Annotated in this window: 19 protein-coding genes; 10 read left to right on the plus strand and 9 right to left on the minus strand. The window is 57.3% G+C overall.

Features of this window, described 5'->3' with window-relative positions; translation table 11 throughout:
- Nucleotides 1-84: 84 nt before the first annotated feature.
- Nucleotides 85-1,038 carry a ring-cleaving dioxygenase gene (locus AC0TOF_RS14580; protein WP_473768798.1) on the plus strand — a complete coding sequence of 318 codons (954 nt, stop codon included), beginning with the start codon at nucleotides 85-87 and terminating at the stop codon, nucleotides 1,036-1,038.
- A 132-nt stretch (nucleotides 1,039-1,170) separates the two neighbouring features.
- On the opposite strand, the gene AC0TOF_RS14585 is transcribed toward AC0TOF_RS14580, so the two are convergent.
- From AC0TOF_RS14585 to AC0TOF_RS14595, 3 genes are all read right to left on the minus strand, one after another.
- The gene (locus AC0TOF_RS14585) at nucleotides 1,171-2,724 is read right to left on the minus strand and encodes a VOC family protein (protein WP_473768799.1); all 1,554 of its coding nucleotides are present in this window, start codon (nucleotides 2,722-2,724) and stop codon (nucleotides 1,171-1,173) included.
- Between the two features lie 353 nt (nucleotides 2,725-3,077).
- On the minus strand, nucleotides 3,078-3,773 hold the full coding sequence (locus AC0TOF_RS14590; RefSeq protein ID WP_122000632.1) for an LrgB family protein: 696 nt from the start codon (nucleotides 3,771-3,773) through the stop codon (nucleotides 3,078-3,080).
- On the minus strand, nucleotides 3,760-4,167 hold the full coding sequence (locus AC0TOF_RS14595) for a CidA/LrgA family protein (RefSeq protein ID WP_473768800.1): 408 nt from the start codon (nucleotides 4,165-4,167) through the stop codon (nucleotides 3,760-3,762). Before AC0TOF_RS14595 ends, AC0TOF_RS14590 begins: the two co-directional genes overlap by 14 nt.
- A gap of 109 nt (nucleotides 4,168-4,276) precedes the next feature.
- Between AC0TOF_RS14595 and AC0TOF_RS14600 the strand changes: the two genes are divergently transcribed.
- Both AC0TOF_RS14600 and AC0TOF_RS14605 read left to right on the plus strand, forming a co-directional pair.
- Nucleotides 4,277-5,167 (plus strand): LysR family transcriptional regulator, encoded by an 891-nt coding sequence (locus AC0TOF_RS14600; RefSeq protein WP_473768801.1) that lies wholly within the window; start codon nucleotides 4,277-4,279, stop codon nucleotides 5,165-5,167.
- Between the two features lie 143 nt (nucleotides 5,168-5,310).
- Complete coding sequence (locus tag AC0TOF_RS14605; protein ID WP_122000634.1) at nucleotides 5,311-5,496, plus strand: hypothetical protein; 186 nt, start codon at nucleotides 5,311-5,313, stop codon at nucleotides 5,494-5,496.
- A gap of 68 nt (nucleotides 5,497-5,564) precedes the next feature.
- Here the strand turns inward: AC0TOF_RS14605 and AC0TOF_RS14610 are convergent, their stop codons facing one another.
- Nucleotides 5,565-5,711, minus strand: coding sequence for a YjiS-like domain-containing protein (locus tag AC0TOF_RS14610; protein ID WP_122000730.1), 147 nt, complete (start codon nucleotides 5,709-5,711; stop codon nucleotides 5,565-5,567).
- Nucleotides 5,712-6,046: 335 nt separating this feature from the next.
- On the opposite strand from AC0TOF_RS14610, the gene AC0TOF_RS14615 reads away from it, so the two are divergent.
- The 4 genes from AC0TOF_RS14615 (at nucleotide 6,047) to hemA (ending at nucleotide 9,822) form a co-directional block, all read left to right on the plus strand.
- Nucleotides 6,047-6,652: a glycosyltransferase family 29 protein gene (locus AC0TOF_RS14615; RefSeq protein WP_473768802.1), complete on the plus strand. Its 606-nt coding sequence runs from the start codon at nucleotides 6,047-6,049 to the stop codon at nucleotides 6,650-6,652.
- Nucleotides 6,653-6,842: 190 nt separating this feature from the next.
- Entirely contained in the window at nucleotides 6,843-7,610 is a 768-nt protein-coding gene (locus AC0TOF_RS14620) for a glycosyltransferase family 25 protein (RefSeq protein ID WP_473768803.1), read from the plus strand.
- Nucleotides 7,611-7,617: 7 nt separating this feature from the next.
- Nucleotides 7,618-8,319: a polysaccharide deacetylase family protein gene (locus tag AC0TOF_RS14625; RefSeq protein WP_473768804.1), complete on the plus strand. Its 702-nt coding sequence runs from the start codon at nucleotides 7,618-7,620 to the stop codon at nucleotides 8,317-8,319.
- 225 nt (nucleotides 8,320-8,544) lie between these two features.
- Complete coding sequence (hemA, locus tag AC0TOF_RS14630) at nucleotides 8,545-9,822, plus strand: 5-aminolevulinate synthase (RefSeq protein WP_122000637.1); 1,278 nt, start codon at nucleotides 8,545-8,547, stop codon at nucleotides 9,820-9,822.
- Between the two features lie 51 nt (nucleotides 9,823-9,873).
- Here hemA and AC0TOF_RS14635 read toward each other — a convergent pair whose 3' ends face one another.
- Complete coding sequence (locus AC0TOF_RS14635; RefSeq protein ID WP_122000638.1) at nucleotides 9,874-10,356, minus strand: DUF2938 domain-containing protein; 483 nt, start codon at nucleotides 10,354-10,356, stop codon at nucleotides 9,874-9,876.
- A gap of 73 nt (nucleotides 10,357-10,429) precedes the next feature.
- Between AC0TOF_RS14635 and AC0TOF_RS14640 the strand changes: the two genes are divergently transcribed.
- Nucleotides 10,430-10,852: a helix-turn-helix domain-containing protein gene (locus AC0TOF_RS14640; RefSeq protein WP_473768805.1), complete on the plus strand. Its 423-nt coding sequence runs from the start codon at nucleotides 10,430-10,432 to the stop codon at nucleotides 10,850-10,852.
- Nucleotides 10,853-10,854: 2 nt separating this feature from the next.
- Here AC0TOF_RS14640 and AC0TOF_RS14645 read toward each other — a convergent pair whose 3' ends face one another.
- A complete protein-coding gene (locus tag AC0TOF_RS14645; protein ID WP_473768806.1) occupies nucleotides 10,855-12,021 on the minus strand; it encodes a pyridoxal phosphate-dependent aminotransferase in 1,167 nt (388 codons plus the stop codon).
- 157 nt (nucleotides 12,022-12,178) lie between these two features.
- Nucleotides 12,179-12,592 (minus strand): large conductance mechanosensitive channel protein MscL, encoded by a 414-nt coding sequence (gene mscL / locus AC0TOF_RS14650; protein WP_113475843.1) that lies wholly within the window; start codon nucleotides 12,590-12,592, stop codon nucleotides 12,179-12,181.
- 319 nt (nucleotides 12,593-12,911) lie between these two features.
- Between mscL and AC0TOF_RS14655 the strand changes: the two genes are divergently transcribed.
- The gene (locus AC0TOF_RS14655) at nucleotides 12,912-16,427 is read left to right on the plus strand and encodes a PAS domain-containing hybrid sensor histidine kinase/response regulator (RefSeq protein WP_473768807.1); all 3,516 of its coding nucleotides are present in this window, start codon (nucleotides 12,912-12,914) and stop codon (nucleotides 16,425-16,427) included.
- 51 nt (nucleotides 16,428-16,478) lie between these two features.
- On the opposite strand, the gene AC0TOF_RS14660 is transcribed toward AC0TOF_RS14655, so the two are convergent.
- Nucleotides 16,479-17,123 carry a response regulator transcription factor gene (locus AC0TOF_RS14660; protein ID WP_122000642.1) on the minus strand — a complete coding sequence of 215 codons (645 nt, stop codon included), beginning with the start codon at nucleotides 17,121-17,123 and terminating at the stop codon, nucleotides 16,479-16,481.
- Nucleotides 17,124-17,353: 230 nt separating this feature from the next.
- Here AC0TOF_RS14660 and pip point away from each other — a divergent pair, with 230 nt between their 5' ends.
- Nucleotides 17,354-18,304: a prolyl aminopeptidase gene (gene pip, locus AC0TOF_RS14665; RefSeq protein WP_473768808.1), complete on the plus strand. Its 951-nt coding sequence runs from the start codon at nucleotides 17,354-17,356 to the stop codon at nucleotides 18,302-18,304.
- 52 nt (nucleotides 18,305-18,356) lie between these two features.
- Here pip and AC0TOF_RS14670 read toward each other — a convergent pair whose 3' ends face one another.
- On the minus strand, nucleotides 18,357-18,815 hold the full coding sequence (locus AC0TOF_RS14670; protein ID WP_473768809.1) for a hypothetical protein: 459 nt from the start codon (nucleotides 18,813-18,815) through the stop codon (nucleotides 18,357-18,359).
- Between the last annotated feature and the right edge of the window lie 35 nt (nucleotides 18,816-18,850).

The raw sequence follows: 18,850 nt of genomic DNA on the forward strand, positions 1-18,850 counted from the left end.
TGTTCAACACGTGATACTTTCCTCTTGGTCAGCACAGTCCGATATATCCGCCAACAGCAACTCCGCTTCCAAAGGAGGCACACTATGGCATTGGAACTGACAGGGCTGCACCATCTGACAGCCATTACCGCCGACGCGCCTGGCAACCGGCGCTTTTATACCGACACGCTTGGGCTGAGGCTGGTCAAGAAGACCGTCAATCAGGACGATACGAGCGCGTATCACCTCTTCTATGCGGATGGACTGGCCTCGCCCGGCACCGACATAACGTTTTTCGACTGGCCGGTGCAGCGTGAACAGCGCGGCACGAACAGCGTCGCCCGGACGGGCCTGCGCGTCAACGGGGTCGAAAGTCTGGAATGGTGGCGCAAGCACCTGAACGATAAAGGAATCCAGGCAGGCGATATTTTCGAAGTTGCAGGACGGGCCGTTTTAGACTTCGAGGACCCGGAAGGCCAGCGCCTGCGCCTGACCGACGATGGCGGTGCGGGCGAAGCGCATAGCTGGGACAGGAGCCCTGTTCCCGCAGAACGCCAGATCCGCGGGCTCGGACCGATCACGCTCAGCGTTCCCGAACTGGCACCGACTCAGATCATTCTGGAAAAGGTCATGAACATGCGCCAGACGGGCGACTATGTTTCTCCCGATGGTGAAGGTCACGTCCATATCTTCTCCATGGGCCCGGGCGGTGCCGCAGCGGAACTGCATGTCGCGGTACAGCCGAACCTGCCAACCGCATGGCAGGGCGCGGGTGCGGTTCACCATGTTGCATTCCGTACGCCCGATCAGGAAAGCATGCAGGAATGGGTGGATCGTCTGCGGTCCGTGCGTATGCCGTCAAGCGGCGAAGTCGAACGCTACTATTTCCGCTCGCTCTACTTCCGTGAGCCGAATGGCATCCTGTTCGAGATCGCGACCGACGGTCCCGGCTTCGCAGTTGACGAACCGCTCGAAAGTCTCGGCGAAAGCCTGTCGCTCCCGCCTTTCCTTGAAGGAAAACGCGAAGCCATCGAGCGAAGCCTGAAACCGCTCGATTAATGCAACAATATCAGGGCGCTAAGATGCCAATGCATCACGACCTGAAAATGCTCAATCGCGGCAGGGGCTTAACCAGTCCAGTTCATTAAAACATAGTACAAGGGCTGCGGAATTCTCCGCAGCCCTTGTTGTTTATATCTTGTCGCGAAGCCAGTCGCCCGCGATGCGGATGTCTTCATCTATGAGAGCATGCCCGGCTTCAACCGTGCTTACCGTGAGCGCAGCTCCATCGTCTTTCAGAACTTTTTCCAGCGTTCCGCTCCCATCCCCAAAGGGATCGGAAGCGCCATTCATCAGAAGCACCGAAGCGTCCGACAAATCCGCCCCTTCAGGCTGCTCTTCCAGAACCTCCTGACCGCGCAGAAGAACCGCCGTGCGAACCACATGCGGGTGAAGGCGCATGAATGCAGCCAACAGATTGGCGCCATTGGAATTCCCGATGAAGGCTGTCCGGCTCAGGTCGATGCCATAAGCGGCGGCGGCGCCCTCGACAAAAGCCTCGAACGCCTGTGCTTCAAAACGGATGTCGGCCTGATCGAACTTTTTCAGATCGAAGCGGCGAAACCAGCGCTGGATACCCTCTTCCGTGCTGCGTCCACGCACGCCCAGAAGAGTCGCGCGCGGCGCGGCCTTGCGGGCGAAAGGCATCAGGTCATTTTCGTTCCCGCCAGTACCGTGCAAGAGCACCAGCGTACTGCCATCCGGATCTTCGGGCTGGTGTATCCGATGAACGAAAGGCAGGTCGCGATAGATGACGCGCTCTTCGCCCGGCAGGGCAAATTGCGGCATCCGCGCCCGGATAGCATCAGCCTTTTCCTCATTGCCCGGCGGCACGAACAGAAACTCCCCCAGTATTTCAACAGGCTCGTCTATCGTGAAGCCCGGTGCATCGGTTGCAAATTCGAACAGCGTTCCGGCGGGCTCGCGTACATAGAGCGACGTGAAATATTTGCGGTCGTGAACATTGACGGCGCTGGAATTCAGCTTCGACAATTCCTTCTCGGCCTTTTCCACGTCACCCATATCGGCCGCACGGAAAGCCACATGATCGGCAATTCCCGCACCGGGAATGCCCGGCCAGAAACCACCTGCATCGCGCACATCGATGGCATCGCCAGAATCCGAGAGAAGGCGATCTATCGTGCCTTCTTTGGCCGAAGGCCTGAAACCGAAATAGCGCTCGATGAAACCGGCGGTCTGTTCCGGCGCTTCGGACAGAATGGTCGCGGCACGCAGACGCTTGACCGCGAAAGCTGCTGGAATGCCTTCGCTTTCCCACGCATCGTTGGCGGCAAGATCGCAGCCGACCAGCTTGACGATCACACCGTCCGGGTCACGCAGGCGCAGGACAGGTTCACCGAATTCTTGAACCGGCCCTTCGGACGGCACATGATAGCGCAAGGCACGCTCGAGCCAGAAGCCGATGGCGGTGCGATCAATCGCGAGCGCAATTTCACTGACCTGCCCGTGGCCGACACGCCCCCTGGACCCGTCCTCCCACACCAGAAACGTTATCAATGATCCGGGTGTGCCCGAACGGTCGCCATAGAACAGATGCAGCTGCTCGGCATCTTCAAACCCGCCCGTTTGCTTGACGATACGCAATCCCAGAAAGCCGACATAGAAATCGACGTTCGCCTGCACTTTTCGGGTGATGAGGGTGATGTGGTGGATGCCGCTTGTCATGGACGCTGTCTCCCCGATTTAGAACTTGCACCAGAAATAGACCAGATGCTGCGGCTTGCCTATGGGGACGCGCGGTTACGCATTGTCAACGCATGGAGCGAAAACGAAGTGGAAATACAGGAGGGTTGAAAAAGAAAAAGGCCGCGCGGGAGGAGGATGCGCGGCCTGATCTTGAATACGGCTTGGGAGGAGGAGTGCCGTATTCCTTATCGAGTTCTGGGAGGAGGAGTGAACTCGATGAGCAGATGTTTACCCGGCTCCCTCGCCCGCGGCAACGGCCATTAATGCATATCAGTTATGCAAAGACGCTGGCGCTCGGGTTGGAAGCAGACTCATCCTTGAAAATCAGGCGCTTACAGAAAATGGGCAATCAAGGGTGCGGCAAGTACATTCACCAGCCCGACCAGCACCATGACCAGCCCGGCGATCGAACCTTCTTCACTGCCGATCTGGTGGGCCTTGGCCACGCCAGCGCCGTGTGCGCCCATACCGAAAAGAGCGCCGCGCGCCAATGTCGAGCGGATCGGCAGCCAGTTGAGCATGACTTCACCGAGCGCCGCGCCGAATACGCCGGTGAGAACCACAAAGATCGCAGTCAGGTCCGGCGTGCCACCGATGTCGCCCGAGACAGTCATCGCAAAGGGCGTGCTCATCGAGCGCGGCATGAGGCTCAGGCTGATTGCCTCGTTCAGTCCCAGCAGATGCGCCAGCCCCCAGGCCGATGCCATGGCAGAGGAACTTCCGACGACCACGCCCGCCAGAAGAACCGGCCAATAGCGACGTATCGTGGCGCGCTGCTGGTAAATCGGGATTGCAAAAGCCACTGTTGCAGGCCCAAGAAGCGCGACCAGCCAATGTGTGGCGCTGAAATAGCCGCGATAATTCTGATTGAGCCCAATGACCAGCGCCATCAGCAGCAAGGGCGTGACGGCAAGCGGTGTCAGCCACCACATGGGAAAGCGGCGATAGACACGCTTGGCGGCAAGATAAAGCAGGATCGTTGCGGCAGACCAGAAAAGTGTCGCTACAAGCGGATTACTTAGCGACATAGCGCAGGCTCCAGCGGTAGCAGAGATCGACCGTCAATGCGGTAACACTCATGACCGTCAATGTGCCCAGCAAGATTACAGCCATGATTTTGAGGCCAAGCAGTCCTATCAGCTCCCGATGCTCAAGAACTGCGAGCACTGCGGGAACAAAAAAGAGCAACATTTCAGCCAGAAACCATTCTGCTCCGCGCTTCATGCTGAACAGGCTGATACGCCCGCTCAAAAGAAGCGCCAGCACCAGCGCCATACCCACAATGCCGCCCGGAAGAGGCAGGCCGACGAGCCGGACAAACAACTCGCCCGCCAGCCAGAAGCCGACCAGCGTCGCGATCTGCATCAGGCGGCTGTGATGCAGGGCGTAACGAAACCGGATCAGGAGGCTGTGGGCATTCATGGGCTTTTCCAATAGGAACTGAGGCATTTTCACCAGCGAATATAGGCTCTTCATCTCTATTCTAGAAATGAATTGATTTCATTGCAGCCATTCCGTAATAGAATAGCTCATGAACTTGCGCAGCTTCCAGGCTTTTGTCGAAGTGGTGCGGCAAGGCGGTTTTTCCGCCGCCGCAAAAACCATCAACGCGACCCAGTCTACCGTCAGCAAGGCGGTCAGGCAGCTTGAGGATGAGCTGGGGCTGGTTTTGCTTGATCGCGAAATCTCGCCCTCCCGCCTCACGACCGCAGGTGAGATCGTCTTTCGGCGCGCAATTGCGATGCTGGCCGAAAGGGACGACATGCTGGCCGAGCTTGATGAACTGCGCGGCCTCAAGCGTGGTCTCCTGAAACTCGGCCTGCCGCCGATCGGGTCCAGCGTGCTTTTCGCGCCTGTTTTTGCGGCCTATACGAAGCTTTATCCCGAGATCGACATTCAACTGGTCGAGCATGGCAGCCGAAGGCTTGAGGAGCTTCTGCTTGCCGGGGATGTGGAACTCGCGGCTTCGCTTCTCCCGGTCGCAGACAGTTTCGAATGGCAGGATGTGCGATGCGAACCGGTTGTTGCGCTGCTTCCGACCAGCCACGCGGTGGCGCAGGGCGACGGCGTTTCGTTGCAGGATATCGCCAGCTTGCCCTTCATCCTCTTCGAGAGCGGTTTTGCCCTCAACCATATCATCCTCGACGCTTGTCGTTCGCACGGATTTTCTCCCAACGTTGCTGTCCGCTCCAGTCAGATTGATTTCATCGTGGAGCTTGTTGCTGCAGGCATGGGCATCGGCTTCCTGCCGAGAATGATTGCGGAACAGCGGCATCATCCAGGCGTGCGCATACACAGGATCAAGGGCGCCGATGTGAGCTGGCATCTGGCTCTGATCTGGCGAAAAGGCGCATTCCTGTCTCATGCCGCGCGCGCATGGCTTGAGCTGAGCAAGGCCGGAACCGGCACCGTATCGTCTTGAAACCCGCGCCCCATCGCCTATCTCAAAGAGATATCCCGACTGGATAAGTGCCTTTTGGCGCCATTTCAGCCATAGGCCCGTATTGTTGAACATTGAAACCGCTGACGGATTTCTGTTCTGCGCTTCATCAGAAGGAGGCTGTTATGGAAGGTCAGGTTATATTCTATAAGGACGACAGGATCATCTACCGGCACCATATCGACGTGCAGGAAGACGACTATTCAAAGGGCGTCAACGACGCGCTCATCGCTTTCCAGCGCAACTATGCAGGCTTCGACCTCGCAGGCGACAATATTCACATCCGCTTCAAGAAACCGGGTGACGTGTAGATTTTGGAAGATCGTGCGGATTGAAGCAGGGCCGGCTCCCGAAGGGGAAACGGCCCCCATTTGCCAGTTCAAGCAAAAGCAGCTTCGCGGGCAACGCGATGAATGTCGCCGCGTGAAAGTCCGAGATCGGAAAGCTCGCGGTCGGTGCAGCCATTGAGTTCACGCACGTTTTCGCGATATTGCATCCAGCGATGGAAATGGGCACGAAGAGTCATTGCGGTATCCCCTTTTTTATCTTCCTCCCGATAATGAGCTTCCGCCTTTCCCGGTCTTTTGAGAAGTGCGTTTCCTGCATGGCTGCCGTGACCGTAGCGAAATCCCAGCATTTCCACCGGATTTCCTTTTCCCTTAAGAAATAGCCTCCCAATATCGTAATCATTGTGTAATGCTGGTTTAGATATAGCTGCCGTTTCACAACCGGCACCGGTTCGTTCCAGAGCGGTTCCGGCTAAAACGGAACCGTTGGAGCTGCTTTATCTATTTTACGCATGTCTTTATCCCGAAGCGTTCTCACTTTCGGGAGGCATGCTCCTAATTCGAGTTAGAATGCATGAAAAAGACATTGATCATCGTCGGCAACGCGCCTTTGGCGCGCGACCTTTCTGCCGAAGTGGATGCGGCGGATTTTGTTGTCCGTTTCAATGAGCCGATCGGGATGAGCGGCACCCGCACCGATCTGCTGATGCTGGCAACCACCAGCAAGCCCATGCAGCGGCGCCTCAGCGATCCGAGCTTCCTCCAGACGCCGACTTTCAAGGCAGCCAAGGAAGTGATGCTTGCCTATCATCCCAGCATCATTCGCAAATATCACCCGGTGCCGAACTTTCTTTCCCGCCTCAAGGGACGGCGTAGCGATTGGACGATGCAAACCGTCGAAATCATTGGTTCCGCCGGCAAGGAAATTCGGATCATGCCACCACAATTCTATTTGGCCGGATGCAGAGAGTTGGGCATAGCTGAAGAGAATTTAAGCAAAATCTTTCCAAGTACTGGCTTTTTCGGCATCTGGTACATGCTCGGAAAGTGCCCGGAGGAAAGCTGGGACGTGAAAATCTGCGGGTTCACCTGGGAAGGATGGAAACGCCACGCCTGGGGAGATGAGCGCAGCTGGGTTGAACAGAAAATCAAGTCCGGTCGGATCAGCCTTATCCAATAACCGCGTCCGAAACATGGGGCGCGAAACTGGTGCCTTGGCAACGGCTTTTAGCTCGCCGGAAGGCTGGTGCCGGCGATAGACCAAGGATTGGCAGGATGTCGACTACGCCGATATTGTCGAGCTGGGCTGGAAACCTGTCTCCCGAAAATTTCCTGGAGCTTTTTCAGGCGCTTCAAGATAGATAAGGACCATGAGCGAAACGCGTCCCGACATCACCCCGCCTGATGGCCCGTCTGGAGCCGTCAAAGCTTTCATCATTCATCTGGAGCGCGCGAGCGACCGGCAGCCGCAAGTTGAAGAGCTGGTGCGAAAGCTGCCTGTCGAGACCGAAGTGGTAAACGCCGTCGACGGGCGCACGCTCGATGCGCAGACGATTACCCGCGTCTATCGGCGGTCGGTGCACACGCCCCGCTATCCATTTCAACTCAGCACGAACGAAATCGCCTGCTTTCTTTCGCATCGAAAGGCCTGGCAGGCAATTGTTGACCAAGGATTGGATGCTGGTCTCGTACTTGAAGACGATGTGGAACTGACGTTGGAATTTGCCGCAGCCTATTCGGCAGCTTGCAAAGTTCTTCAGTCCGACAGTTTTATCCGCTTTCCCTTTCGCGAGCGTGAAAGCGGACGCACCGTTCTGACAACGGAAAGTTCAAGGATCATCGAGCCGATGCCGGTCGGCCTTGGCATGGTCGCCCAGCTTGTCGGGCGCGATGCAGCGCAACGGTTGCTGTCAGCAACCGAAATTTTCGACCGGCCCGTTGACACCACTGCGCAAATGAACTGGGTCACCGGGCTGAAACCATTGTCCGTCCTGCCGGGCGGCGTGAAAGAAATATCGGTGCAACTGGGCGGAAGCACGATCCAGAAATCGCGTTCCCTGCCGGATAAGCTGAAGCGCGAAATCCTGCGCCCGCTCTATCGCTGGAAGATAAAATCGCGCTCGCGTGCAGCTATTTGAGGTTCCTGTGTCTGTTCCGATTTTTCTTTATCACCAGATCGATGTCCCGCCGAAGCATCGCGCCCCGTTTCGCAGCATGACCGTCCGTCCGGATCGGTTTCGCCAGCAGATGGCCTGGCTGAAAAGGTTGGGCTATCGTGGCCTGTCAGTGCGGGACGCAATTCCTTACATCTACGGCGGAAAGCAGGGAAAAGTCGCCGTGATCACTTTTGACGATGGCTTCGCGAATGTTTTTCGCAATGCCCTGCCTGTTCTCCAGGAATTTGGCTTCACGGCAACGAACTATTTCGTCGCCAACCAGATCGGCGGCTTCAATCTATGGGACCAGGGGATCGGCGTTGCGCCCGCTAACTGCATGAGCGTCGCCGAAATGCGCGAATGGGCGGATCTTGGTCACGAGGTGGGTTCCCATACGCTCGACCATGTCTTCCTTCCAGACACGAGCGAAAAGGATGCCATAGAGCAGATTCAGCAGTCGCGAACAAAGATCGAAGACCTGCTCGGTAGCGAAGTCACGTCTTTCGCTTATCCTTATGGCGGAGAAAACGCAGCGACACGCAAGATCGTCGAAGCGGCAGGTTATAAAAACGCGACGACGACAGAAAAGCGCCGCGCACGATCAACTGACGATCCGTTCGGCATTCCGCGCCTCACCATCAGGCGTAATGACATATTACCTCAATTCCTGTTGAAGACCTTTATGCGCTGAGCCGGGGGCGCGTTGGTGTGGTGCATGCCCAATGTCACGCAAGTCAGCCATGCCCCCACGCTTATGGTTCGTGATGAAAATTGACTGTCATTATTACCAGTGTTGAGCCTATAGGCTTGATTTCGATCAATGCTGCTTCACGCAAACGTGGCAAATTGCCCCCCGATGCGCCATGGACGGCAAGTGCCAAAAGCGCTAGTTAGGGCACAGATTAAGGAGCGCATTATGGACTATCGCCGTTTTTTCGAAGAAGCGATCGACCAGTTGCACGCCGAGAAGCGTTACCGCGTTTTTGCAGATCTTGAACGCATTGTCGGACGTTTCCCCCGAGCTATCTGGCGCAACAATGGCACTGCCCGTGAAATCACCGTCTGGTGTTCCAATGACTATCTGGGCATGGGACACCATACGGACGTCATCAAGGCTATGTGCGACACCGCTGGCAATGCGGGTTCAGGTTCGGGCGGCACGCGCAATATTTCTGGCAATAATCATCCGCTGGTCGAACTGGAAAACGAACTAGCCGATTTGCACGGCAAGGAAGCCGGTCTCGTCTTCACATCGGGCTTTGTTTCCAATGAAGCCTCGATTTCCACGATTGCCCGGCTGCTGCCGAACTGTCTTATTCTTTCCGACGAACTGAACCATGCTTCGATGATCGAAGGCGTGCGTCGTTCGGGAGCGGAAAAGAAGATTTTCCGTCACAATGACGTCGAGCATCTGGAACAGCTTCTGAAGGCAGCCGATCCTGCACGCGCGAAGCTGATCGTGTTTGAATCGGTCTATTCGATGGACGGCGATATCGCGCCAATCGAGAAGATTGCCGATCTGGCCGACAAATATAATGCCATGACCTATATCGATGAAGTTCATGCGGTTGGCATGTATGGCGCACGCGGCGGTGGCATTACCGAGCGCGATGGCCTCGCACATCGCATCGATATTATCGAAGGCACGCTTGCAAAGGCCTTTGGCGCTCTCGGCGGTTACATTACCGGCTCACGTGCAATTGTCGATGCGGTGCGTTCCTACGCGCCGGGCTTCATCTTCACCACCTCTCTGCCTCCGGCAGTTGCCGCCGCCGCAACGGCTGCGATCCGGCATCTGAAAACGTCGCAGACGGAGCGTGACGGCCAGCAGCGCCAGGCCCAGCGTGCCAAGGATGTGCTTTCCGCGGCGGGTTTACCCGTCATGCCATCGGAAACCCATATCGTACCAATTCTGGTTGGCGACCCTGAACTTTGCAAAAAGGCCAGCGACCGTTTGCTTGAAGTGCACGGCATCTATATCCAGCCGATCAATTATCCGACCGTTCCACGCGGCACCGAAAGGCTGCGCATCACACCGTCGCCTCTGCATGACGACGCTTTGATTGACGGTCTCAAGGATGCCTTGCAGGAGGTGTGGAATACACTCGGTATTCCTTTTGCCGAGCCTGCGGTCTCACAGCCCGCCAGTTCTGAGCGGATTATTCCGCTGATGGTCTCCAAAGCTGGTGGCTGACAAACAGGATTATTCGAATAAAAGGCCGGGTGAACCGGCCTTTTTGCTGCCTCAGAAGATGAGCTTGGCTGCCAGAGCCGCAAGATAAAGCCCAGCTCCGAACCATAGATGCATCACGACACTCCAACCCCTGGCAACCCATGGCTGGGGTGTCTTCCGCGCGGCGATTCCCGCGCCCATCCCCGGCTGCATGATAAAAAACGGAGCGGCCACGGTCAGCAATCCGAAGGCAAGCGCTGGCAGGAACTGCGGCGACTGCACCCATTCCCCCCCGCTGACGGCAGCCAGAATAGCTGCAAACAGCACACCGATCGCATAATGAAGGCCCCAGCCGAGAAGTTTCTCTCCCTGAAATGGTGCGCTGGCGACGATGCGTTCGTGCACGAAGCGTCCCTGCAGCATATGGCCGAACCAGCGCCCCACCAGCCCATAATCCAAATTCGCAACGCCGAACAACCGCCCTCTGACCACCGCCCAGACATCCGTGATGAGTGTCGCTCCCACACCAATGAAAACGACCTGAAAAACAAACATTTACCTTTCCTTTCCACTTGCGCGGATCGTTGAAAAGGCGGATTCTACAAGTTAAAGTCGACTTGAGGTCAACATGAAAGATCTGGACATTGCAGAAGTCGCGAAAGTGACGGGCGTTCCCGCATCGACCCTGCGCTACTATGAAGAAAGGGGCTTGATTGCGTCGCATAGCCGGCGGGGCTTGCGTCGTGTTTTTGATCCCGGCGTTGTGACCAAGCTGTCCCTGATCGCTCTCGGACAGGCGGCTGGTTTTTCGCTTGATGATATTGCGGGCATGTTCGGGCCAGATGGCCACATCTCGATCAGCCGTGAAACCCTGTCATCGAAGGCGGATGATCTCGACCGTACAATCGCGCATCTGATAGCACTGCGAGACGGACTGCGTCATGCGGCCACCTGTCCCGCCGAAAGTCATATGGAGTGCCCGACCTTCCAGCGCCTGATGAAAGCCGCGGCAAACCGTGGCCCTCGCGCCAATTCAACCGGCAAGCGATAAGCTCACAGCTTTTCGATCCAGCGCACCAACCGCGATGCGGCTTCATCCACCTGCTGTGGATCGCGGCAGAAACAAAGGCGGAAGAAGCCCTCTCCGCCAAGACCGAATGCGCCGCCGGGCGCCAGCCCCACCTCGGCATTGTCCACCATATCGATGGCTGCCTTGACGGAATCCCCCACCCCATCCACGCCGAAGAAAAGATAAAATGCGCCCTGTGGCGGCGTCAGTCGAACTTTTCCTGTCGACAATAGCGAAGCGCACAGGCGATCACGCGTTGAACGCGCGCGTTCGACCTGCATCGAAATAAAGTCATCCCCTTCATCAAGCGCGGCAACGGCACCACGCTGCATGAATTGCGCGACGCCCGAATTCGAATATTGGATCAGGTTTTCAATAACCGGCCCCAAAGACGGGTGCACCGTCATCCAGCCTATACGCCAGCCTGTCATAGCCCAATTTTTGGAGAAGGAATTGACGAAGATGATGCGATCATCCGGCTCCATGATATCCATGAAGGACGGAGCACGGCCTCCGCCATAATAGAAATGAGTATAAATCTCGTCGGCGATGATCCACAGACCATGCTTGCGGGCCAGATCGAGAACGAATTGCAATGTTTCCCGATCCGCCGTCCAGCCAGTGGGATTGGACGGCGTATTGATGAAGAGCGCCTTCGTGCGCGGCGTAATGGCGGCAGCAATCTTCTCTGGATCGAGCATCCAGCCATTGGCGCCGAATTCCAGCTCGACCGGAACCGGAATGGCGCCAGCGAGACCAGCGGCGCCGACGAAATTGGGCCACGCCGGCGAAAGGTAAATCGCCTCTTCGCCCGCTCCCACGGTTGCGGTCAGCGCCATTTCGATGGCATGCATGCCGGAACCGGTGACATAGAAGTTCTCCGGCTTCAGAGGCCGCGGAAAATGGCGGGCGTGATAGCGAGCCAGTGCTTCCCGCAATTCGGGTATGCCCGCCTGCCAGGTATAGAAAGTCTCTCCGTCAGCGATGCCTTTTTGGGCCGCTGCGCGAATAAAATCGGGCGTCGATAGATCGCCCTCGCCCACCCAAAGCGGAATAAGCCCTTCGCGCCCGCGCCCGTGATTGGCGACCGTCACAATTCCGCTTTCCGGCGACTGGGCTGCTTCCCTACGAAGATTGGCAATGAGCGTCATGTTTTCCCCGCGTTGGACTTTGATTTTGATTTCGTGCTTATCAAGGCCCGTCAGCGAAATCACGCGGCTTTTTGTGATGGTCCGATCAAACGCTTTTATGGATCAAAAGAAAACGGAGCCACAAGGGCCCCGCTCTCATTCAGCCGTTTTTGATAGATCAGGCTTTCTGCTTTGCCAGAAGATCGCGGATTTCGGTCAGCAGGACCTCTTCGCGCGGTGCTTCCGGTTCCGGCTTTGCTTCTTCTTTCTTCTTCATGCGGTTCATTCCCTTCACCACAAGGAACAATACCCATGCGATGATCAGGAAGTTGATGAGAAGCGTAATGAAGTTGCCATAGGCGATGGTCGCACCGGCGTCACGGGCGGCAGCCAGGGTGGTCTTGGGTTCACCCGCCAGCTGTATGAACATGTTCGAAAAGTCGATACCGCCGGTGATAAGACCGATGATCGGCATGATGATGTCATTGACGATGGAATTGACGAGGCCGCCGAACGCCCCGCCGATGATAACACCGATGGCCAGATCGACCATATTGCCCTTCAGGGCGAATTCCTTGAATTCCTTTAACATTCCTGTCTCCCTCACGAACGCGGACCGCTTGGGCCGTCCTGCTGCGGCGGCGCTCGCCAAATCAACCTGGGCACCAGATAAACTGGCAGTGGATGGCAAAGCCGTTTTCCAAAAGCGCAACCGAAAAGCGCCTTGTCATTTCAAACCAGTCCTGAAAAGGGCCCTGCACTTTCAGGATCACACTGTCAGTGTGTAGACGAAAATTACCAAAGAAAAGATAAAGCGGCGAAAACGCACTGTTTTTGATCAATAATCTTGCGCGAGCGCACTGAAAGTGCTTGCGTCATTCCACATCGAGGAGTGAGGGAACAAGCCGGCTATGCAGGGCTGGGGTATCATTGGCGCCGCCTTTTTGTATCTGCTGCTGCTCTTCGCGGTAGCCAGCATCGGCGACCGGCGCACGTCGCGCTGGAACAGCGCGCCACGTCCCTATATCTACGCGCTCAGCCTGGCCGTTTACTGCACTTCCTGGACGTTTTTCGGCTCTGTCGGCTTATCCGCCCAGCGCGGCCTTGAGTTCCTCGGAATCTATATCGGGCCTATTCTCGTCTTCACGCTCGGCAACCGATTGTTGCGGCATATCGTGCGGCTGGCGAAATCCGAACACATCACATCGATTGCCGATTTTCTCGCCGCCCGCTACGGCAAAAGCTTTGGCGTCGCGTCACTTGCGACCTGCATCGCAGCCGTCGGCTCGATCCCCTATATCGCGCTACAGCTCAAGGCCGTCTCGGGAAGCGTCGGCCTCGTCATGGAGCACTACGGGTCGGCCATCGACCCGTCCGTGTTCCTGTTCGGTGATATCTCCCTGCCCGTTGCCGCCGTGCTCGCCGTCTTTGCGATCCTTTTCGGCACGCGCCACACCGACGCCACCGAGCACCAGAACGGCCTTATTCTGGCGGTGGCCCTGGAATCCGTCATCAAGCTTTGCGCCTTCCTGACCGTTGGCTTTGCGTGCACTTTCTTCCTGTTTGGCGCTCCGTCGCAGCTCATCAACCAGATATCCCAGTCGCCGGAGGCGCTGGAAGCGTTTCACTATCAGACGTCCATCGGCACATGGATCGTGCAAAGTGCGCTCAGCGCCGCGGCCATCATCATGCTGCCGCGACAGTTCCACGTGACAGTCGTGGAAAGTCGCAGCGAAAAGGAACTGCGAACCGCCTCCTGGCTGTTTCCGCTTTATCTGATCCTCATCAATATTTTCGTGTTTCCCATTGCGCTGATTGGCGTGATGACACTCGGAGGCAATGTCAGCGGAGACCTGTATGTTCTGGCCCTGCCGCTGGCAGCAGGTGCGCACTGGCTCGCACTGGTGGCTTTTCTCGGCGGGTTGTCTGCTGCAACGGCGATGGTCATCGTCGCCTGCGTGGCGCTTTCGATCATGATTTCCAACCATCTGGTGCTGCCGCTTTTCATACGGCGGCTGGCCAAGCAGCATGCCGCTGAACAGCGCGACCTGACCAAAATCATTCTGAACACGCGCCGTCTCACCATTATTGGCATTCTGGCGCTGGCATTTGCCTATTATCGCTTCACCTCCAACAACATCCATCTGGCTTCGATCGGCTTTGTTTCCTTTGCTGCGATTGCCCAATTCGTGCCAGCCTTCATTGGAGGGCTGTTCTGGCGCAATGCCAATGGGCGCGGCGCCATGCTTGGTCTTTCGGCCGGGTTTCTGGTCTGGGCCTACACGTTGCTGCTGCCAACCATGGCGCCGGAAAATGCCGCCATTTTGCGCGAGGGTTTTCTTGGCTTTACCGCATTGCGCCCGGAAGCGCTTTTCGGGACCAATGCTCTTCCCCTGACCAACGGCGTGGTGTGGAGCCTTGCGGCCAATACGCTGTTCTACGTTCTCGGTTCGCTCTCGCGCGCCTCGACGCCGCTGGAACGCATTCAGGCCAGCATCTTCCTGCCGCGTTATGTCATCGGCACACCGACGCTGAAACGTTTTCGCACGACTGTCACTGTCGCCGAGCTGAAAGCCACCATGGCGCGCTATCTAGGCGCCGAACGCGTGGAACGCGCTTTCCTCCGCTTTGAGGGAAGGGAACAGCGGCGACTTGACCCCGGCATGACCGTCGATACGCCTTTGATCCGCCATGCGGAGCAATTGCTTGGCACGGCAGTCGGCTCTGCATCTGCACGGCTTGTTCTGTCACTTCTGTTGCAAAAGGGCGATGCGTCTGGACGCGATGCGCGACAGCTCCTGGACGATGCTTCGACGGCTTTGCAACACAACCGCGACCTGCTGCAAACCGCGCTCGACCAGATGGAACAGGGCATCACCGTTTTCGACAAGGACTTGCGGCTCACCTGCTGGAACCGGCAATTCCGCAAGCTTTTCGATCTCCCCGACGAGGTGATGCAGGTTGGAATACCCGTTTCGGAAATCGTGGAACAGCTGCACCGTCGCGGCGATATATCATTCAACGGCCAGCACAGCGCCATACGCTCGCTTGCGGCTGCGCGCCAGCCATGGCGCATCACCATGAAATCGACCGGCAAGGTGCTGGAAATCCAGTCCAATCCCATGCCGGATGGCGGCATCGTCGCGACCTATACCGACATCACGGCAGCAGTTGAAGCGGATGTCACGCGCCAGAAGGCGGCTGAGATGCTGGAGCAGCGCGTGGCGGATCGCACGGCGGAACTGACCCGTGTCAACCAGCAGCTCGCCAAGGCGCAAGCCGCAGCGGAAGAAGCCAATCAGGGGAAGACGCGGTTTCTTGCGGCTGCCGGTCACGACATTCTGCAACCGCTCAACGCGGCCAGACTGTACAGCACCGCACTTGCCGAAAGACTGGGGCGTTCCGAAACCAGCGAATTCGCCCGCAATATCGATTCCTCGCTGGAAGCCGTGGAAGCTATTCTCGGCATGGTGCTGGATATTTCACGGCTGGACACCGGATCGCTCAAACCCGAACTCTCGGTGTTTCGCCTCGACAAGCTGATGAGCCAGATTGCAACCGACTTCACGCCGCTTGCCGCCGCCAAGGGGTTGAAACTGCGCGTTGTGCCATCGAGCATCGTCGTCAAAACGGACCGCAACATGCTGCGGCGCCTGATCCAGAACCTCGTCTCCAATTCGATCAAGTATAGCCGCAAGGGCGGCATTTTGCTCGGCGTCCGCCGCCGTGGGGCCTTTGTGGAATTGCAGGTGCTCGATACCGGCATAGGAATTCCTCCGCAAAAGCTGAAACTCGTCTTTCGCGAGTTCACCCGGCTGGATGAGGGAATGCGGGAAGCCGAAGGGCTTGGTCTTGGCCTTTCCATCGTCGACCGCATCGCAAGGCTTTTGTCGCTGCCGCTCGCTCTGGCGTCAACGCCCGGCAAGGGCACGAGGTTCACCTTGCGCATTCCTGTCTCGCAGGAAAAAGTACCCGCTGACGAAGTAAAGAGCCGCCGGGGCCTGCAACGGGCGCTGGAACTGACGGGGCTCGATGTTCTTTGCATCGACAATGACGCGAGCATATTGTCGGGAATGGAGACGCTGCTTCGTGGCTGGGGATGCCGGGTCACGACGCTGCACAGCGGAGCTGCGTTGAAAAGCTATTGCGCGGACCACTCCGTTCCCCCCGACGTGATTGTCGCCGATTATCACCTGCTGAACGAAAACGGTCTCGATATGATCGGTTTTGCCCGCGAAACGTTTCGGATGGAGATACCGGCCATTCTGCTGACAGCCGATCGTTCCAAGGAAGTACGCCAGCGCGCCGAAGATGAAAACGTCACGGTTTTGCACAAGCCGCTTCGGCCTGCGGCCCTGCGCTCCCTGTTATCGCATTTTCATCATGCGCGGCAGGACAACCAGTCCGCGCAGAATGCCGCTCAGTAGCAAGGGCAATATCCAGAGCGGTCCCAGTTTCAACGGAATCGCTGGACCGCTCTAATCCGTACTCAGCGCATCATTGCCGATGCGTGACAGAAGAATGACCGCCTGGGTGCGGCTATCGACTCCCAGTTTCTGCAGCACCGCCGAAACATGCGCCTTGACGGTCGCCTCCGACACGCCAAGCTCATAGGCAATCTGCTTGTTCAGCAGGCCTTCGGCAAGCATGGTCAGCACACGCGTCTGCTGTGGCGTCAATGTGCGCAGCCGCGCAATGAGCGCTTCAATTTCGGGGTCGTGCGGATGGTCCAGCTCAATATCGGCTGGCGTCCAGATATCACCGGCCAGAACGTTGCGCACGGCTTCGCCAATGGTTTCCATGCTGGCGGATTTCGAAATGAAGCCAGAAGCGCCGAGTTCCACTGCATGGCGGATCGTCGCCGCGTCGTCGGTTGCCGAAACGATGATGACTGGAAGGGCTGGCTGCAAGGCCTTCAACGTCACCAGACCGGAAAGCCCCGTTCCGCCCGGCATCGTCAGATCCAACAACAGAAGATCGATATCCTCTCGCTCGCCAACCAGCTTCTTGACGGCGTCGAAATCGCCGACTTCGATGATTTCAACACTTTGCGACTGTCCTGAAAGGACCTGCCTCAGTGCTCCCCGGAACAGCGGGTGATCGTCAGCGATGATGAAATGCATGAGCCTCGCGCGCCATTGTTTCTGGTCTCCTCCCCTCGCGGTGCTGACTATTCAGTCGACCATTCCGTTTTATGCCGTTTTTTGGCTCGGGCAACCAAAATTCACGTTGCAAACCCCTTTTCATAATCCTCATTGCCGCCATCTGGCCGCATTGTATGTTAGGCTAAACATCGAAAATAACACAGAAGCGGCCCCCGCCAGCTAAATGGAAGGGAACCAAAAGGCATTTCATGACGCGCAATACGCTTTATCCCGAAATTCAACCGTTCAAGGAAGAGATGCTTCAGGTTTCTCCGCTGCATCGAATCCACGTCGAGCAATGCGGCAACCCGGACGGCAAGCCGGTCATCATGATCCATGGCGGCCCCGGCGGTGGCATCACCCCCACCATGCGCCGCCTGCACGACCCCGAGCGCTATCGCATCATCCTGTTCGACCAGCGCGGATGCGGCCGTTCGACCCCGCACGCGGAACTGCGCGAAAACACGACCTGGGATCTTGTCGCGGATATGGAGCATATTCGTGCGCATCTCGGCATCGACAAGTGGCAGGTGTTCGGCGGCTCGTGGGGATCGACCCTCGGTCTAGCCTATGCGCAATCCCATCCGGATCGCGTCACAGAGCTTGTCCTGCGCGGCATCTTCATGGTGCGCCGTTTCGAAGTTGACTGGATGTATTCCAACGGCGCAAGCATTCTCTTTCCGGATCATTTCGAGGCCTATCAGGAGCATATACCGGAAGCCGAGCGCGGCGATATGATAGCCGCCTATTACAAGCGCCTCACCGATCGCAACCCGCAGGTGCAGCTTGAAGCGGCGCGGCGCTGGGCACGCTGGGAAGGCTCGGTCATTTCGCTTCTGCCCGATCCGGCTCGCGTCGATGCTTTCGGTGAAGACCAGTACGCCATCGCTTTTGCGCGTATCGAATGCCACTATTTCCAGAATCGTGGCTTCCTCGATTCCGACGATCAGCTTCTGCGCAATGTGGACCGCATCCGGCATATTCCCGGCGTGATCGTACATGGCCGCTACGATGTCTGCACGCCGTTTATCAATGCCTGGCAGCTGAAGAAGATGTGGCCCGAAGCCGATCTCAGAATCGTTGAGGATGCGGGGCACGCCGTCACGGAACCCGGCATTACCCACGAACTGATCGAGGCGACAAAGCGTTTCGCCCAGTAATGAGAACGCCGATCTGACTGGATCAGATCGGCGCTCTAATCTTTTGTTTGGCTCAGGTTCGACCGCCGGGAGTGGCGTCGTTGCGGGGAGTTTCCGGCTCGCTGTCGAAGCTCTTCGCTATATCCATGAAGCGGCGCATGAAGCGTTCCATATAGCTCATGGATTGCTCGAACTCCTGCTCGGTCGGAAGACCCGAGGCAGCGCTTCCGCCCTTTCCTTCAAGGGCCGAAACCTTGTCTTCCAGCTTCTTCACCCGATCCTGCAAGCTGGCGATCTCGTTCTCATAGGCCTCGCGATCTTCGGTCGCCATCTTGCATACAAGTTGCCCCTGCTGCTCCGCACAGGTGGAGAGCGCGCCGGTTCGTGTGTCCAGACGGACATAGCCGTTTTCCGTACCTTCCAGCCGATAACGCCCGTTTTCCTGCGCGAGCGCATTGGCCGGGGCGAGCGCTGAACCGAGAAGAACAACAGCAGCCAGATTACGAACCATCAGTGTCTTTCTGTTGAACATAATGCAATTCCCTTCAGCTTCTCTTTCCGATGCCC

The sequence above is a fragment of the Ochrobactrum sp. PL_is501 genome (assembly GCF_055816895.1).

What these genes read in the sequence shown, in the direction of transcription:
- AC0TOF_RS14580 (WP_473768798.1), top strand. Translation starts at nt 85, where the DNA reads ATGGCATTGGAACTGACAGGGCTGCACCATCTGACAGCCATTACCGCC.
- AC0TOF_RS14585 (WP_473768799.1), bottom strand. Translation starts at nt 2,724, where the DNA reads ATGACAAGCGGCATCCACCACATCACCCTCATCACCCGAAAAGTGCAG.
- AC0TOF_RS14590 (WP_122000632.1), bottom strand. Translation starts at nt 3,773, where the DNA reads ATGTCGCTAAGTAATCCGCTTGTAGCGACACTTTTCTGGTCTGCCGCA.
- AC0TOF_RS14595 (WP_473768800.1), bottom strand. Translation starts at nt 4,167, where the DNA reads ATGAATGCCCACAGCCTCCTGATCCGGTTTCGTTACGCCCTGCATCAC.
- AC0TOF_RS14600 (WP_473768801.1), top strand. Translation starts at nt 4,277, where the DNA reads ATGAACTTGCGCAGCTTCCAGGCTTTTGTCGAAGTGGTGCGGCAAGGC.
- AC0TOF_RS14605 (WP_122000634.1), top strand. Translation starts at nt 5,311, where the DNA reads ATGGAAGGTCAGGTTATATTCTATAAGGACGACAGGATCATCTACCGG.
- AC0TOF_RS14610 (WP_122000730.1), bottom strand. Translation starts at nt 5,711, where the DNA reads ATGACTCTTCGTGCCCATTTCCATCGCTGGATGCAATATCGCGAAAAC.
- AC0TOF_RS14615 (WP_473768802.1), top strand. Translation starts at nt 6,047, where the DNA reads ATGAAAAAGACATTGATCATCGTCGGCAACGCGCCTTTGGCGCGCGAC.
- AC0TOF_RS14620 (WP_473768803.1), top strand. Translation starts at nt 6,843, where the DNA reads ATGAGCGAAACGCGTCCCGACATCACCCCGCCTGATGGCCCGTCTGGA.
- hemA (WP_122000637.1), top strand. Translation starts at nt 8,545, where the DNA reads ATGGACTATCGCCGTTTTTTCGAAGAAGCGATCGACCAGTTGCACGCC.
- AC0TOF_RS14635 (WP_122000638.1), bottom strand. Translation starts at nt 10,356, where the DNA reads ATGTTTGTTTTTCAGGTCGTTTTCATTGGTGTGGGAGCGACACTCATC.
- AC0TOF_RS14640 (WP_473768805.1), top strand. Translation starts at nt 10,430, where the DNA reads ATGAAAGATCTGGACATTGCAGAAGTCGCGAAAGTGACGGGCGTTCCC.
- AC0TOF_RS14645 (WP_473768806.1), bottom strand. Translation starts at nt 12,021, where the DNA reads ATGACGCTCATTGCCAATCTTCGTAGGGAAGCAGCCCAGTCGCCGGAA.
- mscL (WP_113475843.1), bottom strand. Translation starts at nt 12,592, where the DNA reads ATGTTAAAGGAATTCAAGGAATTCGCCCTGAAGGGCAATATGGTCGAT.
- AC0TOF_RS14655 (WP_473768807.1), top strand. Translation starts at nt 12,912, where the DNA reads ATGCAGGGCTGGGGTATCATTGGCGCCGCCTTTTTGTATCTGCTGCTG.
- AC0TOF_RS14660 (WP_122000642.1), bottom strand. Translation starts at nt 17,123, where the DNA reads ATGCATTTCATCATCGCTGACGATCACCCGCTGTTCCGGGGAGCACTG.
- pip (WP_473768808.1), top strand. Translation starts at nt 17,354, where the DNA reads ATGACGCGCAATACGCTTTATCCCGAAATTCAACCGTTCAAGGAAGAG.
- AC0TOF_RS14670 (WP_473768809.1), bottom strand. Translation starts at nt 18,815, where the DNA reads ATGTTCAACAGAAAGACACTGATGGTTCGTAATCTGGCTGCTGTTGTT.